Origin of the sequence: Novosphingobium sp. (assembly GCF_041905565.1) — a bacterium.
Taxonomy (GTDB): Bacteria; Pseudomonadota; Alphaproteobacteria; order Sphingomonadales; family Sphingomonadaceae; genus Novosphingobium.
In genome coordinates, this window is sequence record NZ_JAYRKX010000002.1 from 155707 (window position 1) to 168576 (window position 12870).

Annotated in this window: 12 protein-coding genes; 6 read left to right on the forward strand and 6 right to left on the reverse strand. The window is 66.2% G+C overall.

The features are described 5' to 3' along the window. Positions 1-15: 15 nt before the first annotated feature. Positions 16-678 carry a lysoplasmalogenase gene (locus tag ACE3N9_RS02645; protein WP_374280587.1) on the forward strand — a complete coding sequence of 221 codons (663 nt, stop codon included), beginning with the start codon at positions 16-18 and terminating at the stop codon, positions 676-678. Here the strand turns inward: ACE3N9_RS02645 and ACE3N9_RS02650 are convergent. Further along, positions 653-1498 (reverse strand): TauD/TfdA dioxygenase family protein, encoded by an 846-nt coding sequence (locus ACE3N9_RS02650; protein ID WP_374280589.1) that lies wholly within the window; start codon positions 1496-1498, stop codon positions 653-655. The genes ACE3N9_RS02645 and ACE3N9_RS02650 overlap by 26 nt on opposite strands. Beyond that, positions 1498-4194: a DNA gyrase subunit A gene (gene gyrA, locus ACE3N9_RS02655; protein ID WP_374280855.1), complete on the reverse strand. Its 2697-nt coding sequence runs from the start codon at positions 4192-4194 to the stop codon at positions 1498-1500. The genes ACE3N9_RS02650 and gyrA overlap by 1 nt, the downstream gene beginning before the upstream one ends. Positions 4195-4521: 327 nt before the next feature. Here gyrA and ACE3N9_RS02660 point away from each other — a divergent pair, with 327 nt between their 5' ends. Further along, the gene (locus ACE3N9_RS02660) at positions 4522-5934 is read left to right on the forward strand and encodes a hypothetical protein (protein ID WP_374280591.1); all 1413 of its coding nucleotides are present in this window, start codon (positions 4522-4524) and stop codon (positions 5932-5934) included. 135 nt (positions 5935-6069) lie between these two features. Further along, positions 6070-7473, forward strand: a complete 1404-nt coding sequence (locus ACE3N9_RS02665) for a hypothetical protein (protein ID WP_374280593.1) — start codon at positions 6070-6072, stop codon at positions 7471-7473. 6 nt (positions 7474-7479) lie between these two features. On the opposite strand, the gene ACE3N9_RS02670 is transcribed toward ACE3N9_RS02665, so the two are convergent. Continuing rightward, positions 7480-8133: a carbonic anhydrase gene (locus ACE3N9_RS02670; protein ID WP_374280596.1), complete on the reverse strand. Its 654-nt coding sequence runs from the start codon at positions 8131-8133 to the stop codon at positions 7480-7482. Positions 8134-8198: 65 nt separating this feature from the next. On the opposite strand from ACE3N9_RS02670, the gene lipA reads away from it, so the two are divergent. Continuing rightward, entirely contained in the window at positions 8199-9128 is a 930-nt protein-coding gene (gene lipA, locus ACE3N9_RS02675) for a lipoyl synthase (protein ID WP_374280598.1), read from the forward strand. Further along, positions 9128-9586 (forward strand): type II toxin-antitoxin system RatA family toxin, encoded by a 459-nt coding sequence (locus ACE3N9_RS02680; protein WP_374280600.1) that lies wholly within the window; start codon positions 9128-9130, stop codon positions 9584-9586. Before lipA ends, ACE3N9_RS02680 begins: the two co-directional genes overlap by 1 nt. On the opposite strand, the gene ACE3N9_RS02685 is transcribed toward ACE3N9_RS02680, so the two are convergent. The 3 genes from ACE3N9_RS02685 to ACE3N9_RS02695 form a co-directional block, all read right to left on the reverse strand. Then, positions 9547-10044, reverse strand: a complete 498-nt coding sequence (locus tag ACE3N9_RS02685; protein ID WP_374280602.1) for a CinA family protein — start codon at positions 10042-10044, stop codon at positions 9547-9549. The two genes, ACE3N9_RS02680 and ACE3N9_RS02685, sit on opposite strands and share 40 nt — an antisense overlap. A 63-nt stretch (positions 10045-10107) precedes the next feature. After that, positions 10108-10629 (reverse strand): hypothetical protein, encoded by a 522-nt coding sequence (locus ACE3N9_RS02690; RefSeq protein ID WP_374280604.1) that lies wholly within the window; start codon positions 10627-10629, stop codon positions 10108-10110. A 3-nt stretch (positions 10630-10632) separates the two neighbouring features. Beyond that, on the reverse strand, positions 10633-11775 hold the full coding sequence (locus tag ACE3N9_RS02695; RefSeq protein WP_374280606.1) for a bifunctional 2-C-methyl-D-erythritol 4-phosphate cytidylyltransferase/2-C-methyl-D-erythritol 2,4-cyclodiphosphate synthase: 1143 nt from the start codon (positions 11773-11775) through the stop codon (positions 10633-10635). 75 nt (positions 11776-11850) lie between these two features. On the opposite strand from ACE3N9_RS02695, the gene dusB reads away from it, so the two are divergent. Continuing rightward, entirely contained in the window at positions 11851-12867 is a 1017-nt protein-coding gene (dusB, locus tag ACE3N9_RS02700) for a tRNA dihydrouridine synthase DusB (RefSeq protein ID WP_374280608.1), read from the forward strand. The last annotated feature ends 3 nt before the right edge of the window (positions 12868-12870 follow it).

The window sequence follows — 12870 nt, forward strand, 5'->3', positions numbered from 1 at the left end:
AGGGGGAAACAGACCATGCCCAAGCGTGCCTTGATCGAAAAGCGGCCCTGGCTGCTGGCCAGCCTGATTGCCGGGATCAGCTTCTGGTTCGTCAAGGACGGGCACTTGCCGGGGGTGTACCAGATGGCGTGGAAAGGGGCAGGGGTGGCCCTGCTCGCGGTCTATGCACTGGTCCGCCATCACGGCGCGGATTCTCGGCAGATCGGCACAGTCATGGCGCTGGGCGCGCTGGGCGATGTGCTGATCGAACTATCGCTGGAACTTGGCGCCGTGGCCTTCCTGATCGGGCACCTGGTGGCAATCCACCTGTATTGGCGGCACCGCCGCGCCGAAACCAGTGCCAGCCAGAAGCTGGCGGCGCTGGCCATGCTGGTTCTGATCCCGCTGATTGCCTGGTTGCTGCCGGCCGACCGAGCCGCCGCGCCGGGCATCCTGTTCTATTCGCTGGGCCTCTCGGCAATGACCGCGATGGCCTGGACCAGCAGTTTCCCGCGCTACCAGGTGGGGATCGGCGCAGTGCTGTTCGCGGTGTCGGACCTGTTGATCTTTGCCCGGCTTGGTCCGCTGGCGACCAGTGCGCTGCCGGGCCTGCTGATCTGGCCGCTCTACTATTTCGGGCAGTTCCTGATCTGCACCGGGGTGATTGGCGAGCTCAGGCGCCGTCCCACGCGGCAATAGTGGTGCGGTGCAGCTCGCGCCGGTGGCCTTCGTAGCCGCCGGTCGCGCGGTGCAGGACCGAGCGGTTGTCCCACATCACCAGCATGCCCGGCTCCCACTTCTGGGCAAAGACGAAGCGATCGTCACCCTGCCATTGCTGCAGTTCCATGAGCAGGGCCACGGCCTGGTCCTGCGGCATGCCTTCGATCCCGATGATATAGCCCAGCGTCGAATAGAACCCGCGCCGCCCCGTTTCGGGATGGGCCGGAACCAGGGGATGGGTTTGCGTCGCCAGTGCCGCCTCGCTCGGCCGGATGTCCATGCTGCGGCCCTTGTCCCTCGCGCCATAGGTGCCATCGGGGGCATAGGGCAGGCGGGCAGAATGGACCGCGATCAGATCGGCGTAGAGCGCCTGCCGCGCGGGCGGCAGGGCTTCCCAAGCCAGATGCTGGTTGGCGAACAGGGTATCGCCACCGCAGGGCGGAATCTCCACCGCGTTGAGGCAGGTGCCCGCTGGTGGACGGGCCTGGAAGCTCCAGTCGGCGTGCCAGTTTTCGGCAAACAGCGGCGATTGCTCGTCCGTCTCGCGCCGGATTGCGGCGATGTGCCGGCGGCCCGGGATCGGAGCGAAAAACGGATCATCCCCGAAGCCGCCGAAATGGCGCGTGACGCGTTCCAGCCCGTCATCGTCCAGTCCCTGGTCGGGAAAGGCGAGGACGTGGTGTTCCAGCCAGGCGGCGCGCAGCGCGGCGACCGTTTGCGCATCCAGCGGCTGTTTCAGGTCGACCCCGGTGACGCGTGCCCCGCACGCCCCGCCCGAAGGTTCGACCCGCAGCGCCATCACGCCTCGCTGTCGCTGGCTTCAGGCGCTTCACCGCCGACCTGATCGCCGGCGTCTTCGTCGCCACCTTCATCCTCGGCCAGGCGCACGGCACTGACGACGTGTTCGTCATCAGCCACGTTGAACAGGCGCACCCCGGCGCTGCCGCGCCCGATCACCCGCAGCGAGGCGAGCGGCAGGCGGATCAGCTTGGCCTGGTCGGTCACCAGCATCAGCTGATCGGCCTGCACGGCCGGGAAGCTGGCGACAACGGGGCCGTTGCGGGCGATATTGTCGATATTGGTGATGCCCTGGCCGCCGCGTCCGGTGCGGCGGTATTCGTAAGCCGAACTGAGCTTGCCATAGCCATTGGCGCAGACCGTCAGGATGAACTGTTCGCGCGCCTGCAATTCGGCATAGCGTTCCGCGCTCATCGCCGGTTCGCCGTCCTTGTCGCCCTTCCACGGCGCGAACTTGACGTAGTCCTCGCGCTCCTCGCTGGTGGTGCCGACGCGGTGCAGGATCGACAGGCTGATCACCTCGTCATCGCCCTTCAGCGTCATGCCGCGCACGCCGGTCGAGGTCCGGCTGGTGAATTCGCGCACTTCATCACCGGCAAAGCGGATCGCCTTGCCGCTGCGGGTGGCGAGCAGCACGTCGTCGCTGGCTTCGAGCAAGGCAACGCCGATCAGACGGTCGTCCGAATCCTCGTCAAACCGCATCGCGAACTTGCCGTTGCTGGGAATGTTGGCGAAGGCATCCATCGCGTTGCGGCGGACGTTGCCCTTGGCCGTAGCAAACACGACCGACAGGTTGCCCCATTCGGCCTCGTCCTCGGGCAGAGGCAGCACGGTCTGGATCGTCTCGCCCTGGTCAAGCGCGGGCAGCAGGTTGACGATCGGCCGGCCGCGCGTGGCCGGGCCGCCTTCTGGCAGCTTCCACACCTTGAGGCGGTAGACCTTGCCGGCGGTCGAGAAGAACAGCACCGGGTTGTGGGTGCTGGTGACGAACATCGTCGTCACCGCATCCTCGTCCTTGGTCGCCATGCCGGCGCGGCCCTTGCCGCCGCGTGCCTGGGCGCGGAAGGTCGAAAGCGGCGTGCGCTTGATATAGCCGTCCATCGTGACGGTGACGACCATGTCGTCGCGCTCGATCAGGTCTTCATCGTCGATCCCGTCGGCGGCGGCGGTGATCTGCGACAGGCGCGGGGTGGCATAGGCCTCGCGGATCTGGGTCAGTTCATCGCGCATCACGCCGTAGAGTTTGGCGCGCGAGGCCAGGATCGAGAGGTATTCCTCAATCGCGGCGGCCAGTTCCTTGAGCTCGTCGCCAATCTCGTCGCGGCCCAGCGCGGTCAGGCGGTGCAGGCGCAGGTCGAGGATCGCCTTCACCTGCACTTCGGACAGGCGATAGGTTCCGCCCGTTTCCTCGGCGCTGGGTTCGATCGCCTCGACCAGCTTGATGTAGGGGGCGATCTCGCCGATCGGCCATTCGCGGGTCAGCAGCGCCTCGCGCGCGGCAGCCGGGTTGGGCGAGCCGCGGATGATCCGCACCACCTCGTCAAGATTGGTGACCGCGACCACCAGGCCAAGCAGGATATGGGCGCGATCGCGCGCCTTGTTCAGCTCGAACTTGGTGCGGCGGGTGATCACTTCCTCGCGGAAGGTGATGAACGCGCTGATGATGTCGCGCAGCGTCATGGTCTCGGGGCGGCCGCCCCGGATCGCCAGCATGTTCGCGGCAAAGTTCGATTGCGCCGGCGTGTTGCGCCACAGCTGGTTGAGCACGACTTCGGGCGTGGCGTCGCGCTTGAGGTCGATCACCACACGCACGCCAAGCCGGCTGGATTCGTCGCGGATGTCGGAAATACCTTCGATCCGCTTGTCCTTGGCGGCTTCGGCGATCTTCTCGACCAGGTTCGACTTGCCAACTTGGTAGGGGATGCTGGTCAGCACGATCGAGCGGCGGTCGCCCCGGCCTTCCTCGATCTCGTGGCGGCAACGCATAATCACGCTGCCCCGCCCGGTCAGATAGGCCGAGCGCGCGCCGTGGGTGCCCAGAATCAGCGGGGCAGTGGGGAAATCAGGCCCCGGAACGTACTGGATCAGCTCTTCCGAAGTGATCGCCGGGTTGTCCATGTAGGCCAGGCAGCCGTCGATCACTTCGCCCAGGTTGTGCGGCGGTATGTTGGTGGCCATGCCCACCGCGATCCCGCCCGCGCCGTTGACCAGCAGGTTGGGAAAACGCGCCGGCAGCACGGTCGGTTCCTGGCGCGAACCGTCGTAGTTGTCGGTGAAATCGACGGTATCCTTGTCGAGATCGTCGAGCAGCGAGTTGGCGACCCGGGCCAGGCGCGCTTCGGTATAGCGCATCGACGCCGGCGGATCGGGGTCCATCGAGCCGAAGTTGCCCTGGCCGTCAATCAGCGGCAGGCGCATCGACCAGTCCTGGGTCATGCGCGCCAAGGCGTCGTAGATCGCGCTGTCGCCGTGGGGGTGATAGTTGCCCATCACGTCGCCGACGATCTTGGCCGACTTGCGATAGGGGCGGCCCGCAACCATCCCGCCTTCCTGACTGGCGAACAGGATACGGCGGTGCACCGGCTTCAACCCGTCGCGCACATCGGGCAGCGCGCGCGAGACGATCACGCTCATCGCGTAGTCGAGGTAGCTCGTCTTCATCTCGTCGACGATGTCGACGCGCTGGAACTCGCCCATCGGGCCCTGGGATTCGGGGGTGTTCAGCTCTTCGCTCACGCAGGAATTCGATCGGTTGTTGACGGGAATATGGCTACTTCCGGCACTAGGCCAAGAGCCGCCGGATAGCCACAACAAGGCCCGGCAAGGGCGCATTTTTCCACACTCTTGGCACCCTTGCTGAATGGATGCGGCAAGTTGCGTTCAATCAAGGTTCAACAGCGGCGATGCAGATAGCGCACCAGTTGCCAAACCGGCGATTTCGCGCCAATGGCAGGGTTGGAAGTTTTGCCCCGGCGCAAGGCGGAATCAGGTCCGCCACGCCGGTTGCTTAGGAGAAGAAGGTTCATGATCCGCGCCTCGTTTCTTTCGCGCCCGGCGCTGGGCATCGCACTCGCACTCGCCACTGTCGCAGGGGCCGGACTGGTCGCCGCGCCGGCCATGGCCGCCGAGAAGCAGAAGGCGCCCCCGCCGCTGAAGCTTAAGCTGTCCAAGGAATTCCAGGCCGCCTCGAACGCGGTGCTGATCCAGTGGCAGAACACAAAGAAGCGTCCGGACGTGCTGGCCAAGCAGGCCGAAATGAAGGCTGCCGAACAGGCGCTGGTTGCCGCCACCACGCGCCGTGCCCAGGCAGATGCGCAGAAGGTCTATGACGCCAAGCAGGTCGAACTGCTCGCGCTGATGCAGGCCGATTCCGCCGCTCTGGACGGCGCGATTGCCAAGATCGCCAACAATGATGACAAGTATCAGGCCGGCTCGATCGGGCTCGACATGGGCCTGTTCGCCAACAGCCAGGCGCTTCAGCGCAAGGGCCTGGAACTGGAACTGCAGAGCGGCCTGGTCCCGGCGGACAAGGTGGCGCTGTTCAACTACTACGTCGGCAAGTTCGCCTATGGCGCCAAGGACTACATGGCGGCGCGCACCGCGCTGGCGGCGGCTACCGCGGGCGGCTATCACGATGGTGAGGCGGACCGTTATCACGCGGAAACCTATTTTGCGCAGAACGACGGCCCGGGCGGGATGAAGGTCCTGCGCGATGCCAACGAACTTGCCAAGACCGAGGGCCGTCCGGCCTCGATCCCGGCGCTGCAGCGTGGGCTCAAGGTCGCCAATGACGTGATGGACGTGAGCAATGTCGGCTACTTCGGCAGCGAATTGGTCAAGGCCCAGCCGAACACCGAAAACTGGGGTGATACCCTGGCCGCGCTGCGCCGCGCCGGGCGGTACGACAAGTACGTCCTGCTCGACATCGCCCGCCTGGCCGACCGCACCGGCAGCTATTCCAATGGCTCGGACTACATGGAAATGCTCCAGATCGGCACCAACCTGGGCCTGCCCAAGGAAGTGCTCAAGACGATCGACGCCGGGGTTGCCGCTGGCAAGCTGACCAAGACCGACATCTCGGTCGCCGATGCGATCACCCAGGCCAATGCCCGGATCAAGACCGACACGGCGCAGAACCTGCTGGGCGGCTATGACCGCGACGCGCGCCTGCCGACCGCCAAGCCGGCGACCATCGTCGGCGCGGGCGACTCGTTCCTGTCCTATGGCGAACCGGCCAAGGCCGAGGAGTTCTACAAGCTGGCGGCTGACAAGCCGGGCGTGGATCAGGGCCTGGTCTATACCCGCATGGGTATCGCCCAGTACGATCAGGGCAAGTACGCCGATGCGGCGGCGAGCTTTGGCAAGGTCACCGGCCCGCGTGCGCCGGTGGCGCAGGTCTGGGCCGTGCAGGCCGGGATCAAGGCCAAGGGCGGCTGATCAGCCGTTCAGCCTTTTGGAGACCAGAGAAGGGCGGGGGGCAACCTCCGCCCTTTCCTGTTACGTCTGGCCAAGGCATTGTGACCCCTATGATTTTCGTGTTTCGTCACTACGGGATACCGGAAAGGTTTAACGATGCTGCGGTTCAGACGTTCGATTGCGGCATCGCTTGGTGCGGCGCTGGTACTGACATGCCATGTCGAGGCGCGGGCCAATCAAGCGGCAGCATCGTCCCCGAAAATCGTGCCTTCGCGTGAGTTCCTGCCGTTCGCCCGCAGCGCGCAGTCTGCCTGGAATGAGGCCAGGAAGCGTTCCGAAGTGCAGGCCCGCAAGGCGGAACTGGATGTTCTGTTCCAGCAAAAGACCGCCGCTGCGCCGCTTAAGCCTGGAAGCCCGGAAGCGGCCAGGTTTGAAGCCAAGCGGGCGGAACTGCTCGGGCTGCTCAGCGCGGAGCGCGCGGCGATCGAGAACCTCCAGTCAAGCGCGGTCAGCAACGATGATCGCTTCTTTGCCGGAAACATGGTGATCGAATTCGGCGGCTTTACGCGTGACAACGGCCTTTTGCGCCGCGGTCTGGAATTGGCGCTGGCATCGGGACTGGTCGCGCCGGACAAGCGGCCAAGGTTCAACTTCGCTCTTGGCCAGATTGATTATGACAACAAGGATCTGCTGTCGGCACGGGTCAGGTTCAAGGAGCTGATGGGCGCCGGCTTTTTCGAGAACGACATCGATTTCTATCTGGCGGAATCCTATTTCACGGAGTCCCCTGACAAGAATGTGCTCGAAGGCTTGAAGGTCCTTCTGTTCTACAGCGAACGGGCCAAGGCCCAGGGCAAGTCGCTGTCATTGCAGGCCATGCGGCGGGGCCTGGCCCAGTCGTACAAGATCCACGATTCGTTGCTCGCTTCCTACTTCGGCGCGGAAGCGGCACGGCTTGAGCCAAACCGGAAGAACTGGGCCGCGGCAGTGGCCGTACTGCGCATCAGCCTCGAGGCTGAAGGCGCGGATCGGCAGGTGATGGTCGATCTTGCCAGACTGGCTGATCGCACCGCAGGTTTCTGGGAAGCGCGGGACTACCTGGAATCGGTCCGGGTCTACACGGCTGCCGCGTTGCCGCAGGAACTGCTCGGCGCGGTCCAGACCGGGACTGCCGCGGGCTTGCTCAAGGCCACCGATCCACTCGTCAGTTCCGCCCAGCAGTGGGCCCGGCAGCAACTGGCCAAGGATCAAGCGAGCAATGCACTCGAACTGGCGAACCGCGATGCGCGCAAGGCCAGCGCGCGCACGGCGACCATCGTCAGCGCCGGCAGCCTGGCGCTATCCTATGGCCGGCCGGACCTGGCGGAGGAGCTCTACCGCATTGCCCAGGCGCGGCCCGACGCGAATGCAGACCTGGTCAACACGCGGCTTGGCATCGCGCAGTTCGATCTGGGCAGATTTGCCGAAGCCCAGGCCAGCTTTGCCAGGGTTACCGGCGGCGGAGCACCGCTGGCCCGGCTGTGGGCCGTCCATGCCGCCAACCGGCAAAAGGGGCTTTAGGCCGGGTCAGGCGACCGGGCGGAAGTGCCCGTCACCCTCGTCCAGCATGTGCAGCACGCCGTCGCTGATCGCGAAGAAGGCGCCGGTCAGCTTCAATTCGCCGCTGCGTTCCTTGGAACGGATGCAGGGGAAGGTGCGCAGGTTGTTCAGGCTGACCTTGACCCCGGCCTGTTCCATCGCGCGTTCGGCCGGGCGGCCGTGGGTGCCGTGGGTGCTGGCCACTTGCTCGCGGGCGTCGTCCAGCAGGGCGATCCAGTCGGCCACGAAGCCGCCCTGGCCGGGTTCGAACCCGCGCATTTCCTGGGTCAGCGCCGCGCGGCAGCCGCCGCACATGCCGTGGCCCATGACCACGATTTCCTTGACCTTGAGGAACTGCACCGCAAATTCCAGCGCGGCCGACACCCCGTGGTAGCCGGGGGTGGTTTCGAACGGCGGGACCATCGCGGCGACATTGCGCACCACGAAGATTTCACCCGGATCGACATCGAAGATCTGCGAGGGATCGACCCGGCTGTCGGAACAGGCGATCACCATCACCTGGGGCTGTTGTCCCTCGCTCAGGCTGGACCAACGCTCACGGTTGGATGACCAGCCATTTTCGCGAAAGCGGCGGTAACCGGCAATGAGCCGGCCGAGTTCGGGGGAGAAGGGGTCGCTCATGCCAAGCCACATGGGGAAGGAAATTGCCTCTGGCAAGGGGGCGCGCATACGCCTATCTGGCCGGGATGAACGATATCGCCTCCGCTCCGAAGCCCGAACGCCAGCGCAAGCCGGACTGGATCCGGGTCAAGGCCCCGACCAGCAAGGGTTACGGCGAAACCCGCCAGCTGATGCGCGACCTGAAACTGCACACGGTGTGCGAGGAAGCGGCCTGCCCGAACATCGGCGAATGCTGGACCAAGAAGCACGCCACGGTGATGATCCTGGGCGACATCTGCACGCGGGCCTGCGCGTTCTGCAACGTCAAGACCGGGATGCCCCGCGCGGTCGACCCGCTTGAGCCGGAGCACGTCGCCGTGGCCGCCGCCAAGATGGGGCTGGAACACATCGTCATCACCTCGGTCGACCGTGATGACCTGCCCGATGGCGGGGCCAGCCAGTTCGTCAAGGTGATCAAGGCGCTGCGCCGCGAGACGCCGGACACCACGATCGAGATCCTGACCCCGGACTTTCGCGGCAAGATGCGCGCTGCGGTCGAAGCGATCGTTATGGCCGGGCCGGACGTCTACAACCACAACCTGGAAACGGTCCCCCGGCTCTATCCCACGATCCGCCCCGGCGCGCGCTATTATGCTTCGCTGCGCCTGCTGGAAGAGGTCAAGAACCAGGATCCGCTGGTCTTCACCAAGAGCGGGATCATGCTAGGCCTGGGCGAGGAGCGGCTTGAGGTCCACCAGGTGATGGATGACATGCGCAGCGCCGGGATCGATTTCATGACCATGGGCCAATACCTCCAGCCCACGCCGCGCCACGTCGCCGTGTCCGAATTCGTCCCACCCGATACGTTCAAGTCCTATGCCTCTGTGGCGCGCTCGAAGGGCTTCCTGCAGGTCGCAGCCAGCCCGCTGACCCGCTCGAGCTATCACGCTGGCGACGATTTCAAGGAAATGCGTGCCGCCCGTCAGGCCCAGGTCGGGTTGGCCCGCAAGAAGTAATGCCCGGTATCCACGAAACCCGGCGGCTGCCCTACAGCGCCGCGCAGATGTTCGACCTGGTGGCCGATGTCGCCCGCTATGGCGAATTCCTGCCCTGGGTGGTGGCCACCCGGGTCAAGAGCGATAGCGAGCACGAGATGATCGCCGACATGCTCGTCGGCTTCAAGGCGCTGCGGGAAAGGTTCACTTCCCGCGTGGAAAAGGACCGGTCCGGGCGGATCAAGGTCCACTATGTCGATGGGCCGATGCGCGATCTCGACAATGTCTGGCTGTTCCGCGACGTGGAAGGCGGCTGCGAGGTTGAGTTCGACGTGCGCTTCACGTTCCGCAACGCGGTGTTCGAAAAGCTGGCGGGCCAGTATTTCGACCGCGCCTTCCGCAAGATGGTCCAGGCGTTCGAGGACCGCGCGGCCGTGCTTTACGGCAGCAGCATTTCCAGCGCCACCAGCGCGGCCTGATGGCGCACCGCCTCGCGGCTTGATCCGTCGAGCAGGCGTTCCTCTGCCAGGGCTTCCTCTTCACCCTGTCCGCGGATGGCGCGGGCGAACACGACCGTGCCGACCGGCTTCTGGTCGGTCCCGCCATCGGGGCCGGCGATCCCGCTGATTGCCACGGCCACATCGGCATTGCTGCGCTTGAGCGCGCCCTGCGCCATCGCCCAGGCGCAGGCGATCGAGACTGCGCCGAAGGTCTCGATAATGTCGCGCGATACGCCCAGCAGTTCCTGCTTGGCCTCGTTCGAATAGGTCACGAAGCCGCGATCGACCACCGCCGAGGAACCGGCGATCTCGGTCAGCGCGGCGGCCACCAGCCCACCAGTGCAGCTTTCGGCCAGGGCAATGTTTCGGCCGGCGGCCTTGTTTTCGGCGATCACCTGGGCGGCCAGGGCAACGATATCGGCGGGAAGTAGCGTCATAACGATCCTGTCACGCCCGATTCGTGCGGGCGGCACGCGCCTTTCACGTGTCTGGGGCGAAGGTCAAGCGCGACAGATACGCAACTGCCCCAGGCGCCTTTCGCCGGTGCGGGCGGCAAGCCCGGTGGTCAGAGCGATCGTCTCGGCGGCGACTGGCGCGGGCAGGGGGGACAGCAGCATCAGCATACGGTCCACCGCCTTGCAGCGGTTCTCGGGCAGGCGCTGGTCGACCACCGCGATGACCAGGTCATCGACCATCGGCTTCAGCGTGTCTTCCGGCAGGGTGCCCAGCAGTGGCCCGGCTTGCGGATCGAAGCTGCCCCCGGCCTTGATTACCGCCTGCCTGGCATGGGGCCATTGCCGGTCGCGCCCCTTGGCATAGCGCTGCGCCAGTTTCTCGCCGCTGGTGCGCAGGAACGCCTTCGGGGGCAGCACCGGCTCGCAGCGCTGCGCCGCGCCGCGCACCATCGCGGGCAAGGTATAGATCGTGACGGCCGAGAATTCCTGTGCGCTCAGGCATGGTGGCTCGGCTGCCTGGGCGGTGCCCGGCAGGGCCAGCAGCAGCGCGGCGGCCAGCGAGCGCATTGCTCAGTCCCGCACCAGCATGGCTACGGCCTGCGCCGCGATGCCTTCGGCCCGGCCGGTGAAGCCGAGCCGCTCGGTCGTGGTCGCCTTGACGCTGACGGCCGACAGCGGTGCTTCCAGCAACTGGGCCAGACGCTCGCGCATGGCCTGGCGGTGCGGGCCGATCCGGGGCGCTTCGCAGATGATCGTCACATCGACATTGCCGATCCGGTAGCCCTGCGCGTGGGCAAGTGACACGGCATGGGCCAGGAAGCGGTCGGAACTGGCGCCCTTCCACTGCGGATCGCTGGGCGGAAAGTGGCTGCCGATGTCGCCATCGGCCACCGCGCCCAAGATCGCATCGACCAGCGCGTGGATCGCGACGTCGGCATCGCTGTGGCCCGACAGGCCGCGTGGGTGATCGATCCGCACCCCGCACAGCCACAGTTCCTCGCCTTCGGCCAGGCGGTGGACGTCATAGCCGGTGCCGACCCGCATCGCGGGGGCCGCCTGGGCAAAATCACTGGCAAAAGTCAGCTTGTGCAACTGTTCGTCTCCATCGACCAGGGCCACGGCCAGCCCGGCGGCGCGTGCCACCTGCGCGTCGTCCCCGGCCTCGGCCGCGCCGGGCCATTGGCGGTGTGCGGTCAGGATTTCGGCATAGCGGAACGCCTGCGGGGTCTGCACCCGGCGCAGCACCTCGCGCCGGGCAGGCTGGCCCATTAGACCGTCGTTCGCTTCGGTCAGGCTGTCGACCACCGGCAGCACGGGAATCGCGCCGGGGTGGTCCTGCAGGGCGGCCAGCAGCCGGTCGATCACCACGCTGGTCAGCCCGGGGCGGGCGGCGTCGTGGATCAGCACGGCTTGGGGGGCATCGGCGGCCAGCGCCTCGAGCGCCTTGCGCACCGATTCCTGCCGGGTCGCCCCGCCGGTCACCAGCTGCACGCCGGTTACACCATCCAGCGCGGCGCGGGCGGCATCCTCTCCGTTCTCGGGGATCGCGACCACGATCTGGGTGATCCCGGCCTTGGCCAGCGCCTCGGCGGAATGGCGCACCACCGGCTTGCCCCGCCACAGCGCGAATTGCTTGGGCAGGGGCTGGCCGGCGCGCAGGCCTTGTCCGGCGGCGACGATCACGGCGGCAACGGGGTGGGGCAGGGCGCTCATCGTGCCAAGTGCGGTAGTGCCTTGCCCTTGGCTCGGCAATTCCCTATGTGCTGCCCAAATTTTAGGCACACCCAGATGAACCCGCTTCCTCCTCCGCCCCAGCTGGCCCCGATCATGGTCGGGCCGGAACGCATCGATTGCCCGGTGATCCTGGCGCCGATGACCGGCGTCACCGACCTGCCGTTCCGCCGCATGGTCCGCCGCTTCGGTTCGGGCCTCAACGTCACCGAGATGATCGCCAGCCCCGCCGCGATCCGAGAAACCCGCCAATCGGTGCAGAAGGCGATGTGGGATCCGGCGGAAGAGCCGGTGTCGATGCAGTTGGTCGGCTGCGAACCGCAGCAGATGGGCGATGCCGCCCGTCTGGTCGAGGATCGCGGCGCGGCAATCATCGACATCAACATGGGCTGCCCGGTGCGCAAGGTGGTGAACGGCGATGCCGGCTCCGCCCTGATGCGCGACCTGCCGCTGGCCACCGCGCTGATCGAGGCGACGGTCAAGGCGGTCAAGGTGCCGGTCACGGTCAAGATGCGGATGGGCTGGTGCCATGACAGCCTGAACGCCCCGGAACTCGCCCGCCGGGCCGAGGACTTGGGGGTCAGGATGGTCACCGTCCACGGCCGCACCCGCAACCAGATGTACAAGGGCCATGCCGACTGGGCCTTTGTCCGCAAGGTCAAGGACGCGGTGTCGATCCCGGTGGTCGTCAACGGCGACATCTGCGGGATCGAGGATGCCGCCAAGGCGCTGGAACAGAGCGGCGCGGACGGGGTGATGATCGGGCGCGGAGCCTATGGCCGACCATGGCTGCTGGCGCAGGTAATGCACTGGCTGAAGACCGGGCAGCAACTGGCTGATCCGACGCTGGATGAACAGCTCGACCTGATCCTTGAACACTACCAGTGGATGCTGGATCTTTACGGCGAGGATACCGGCGTCAAGATGGCCCGCAAGCACCTGGGCTGGTACACGCGCGGGCTGCACGGATCGGCCCATTTCCGCAACACGGTGAACTTCGTCGACGATGCCGCGCTAGTGATGCAGGCGCTGCGTGAATTCTACGATCCGTTCCTGTCGCGGCAGGCGGCCTGACCC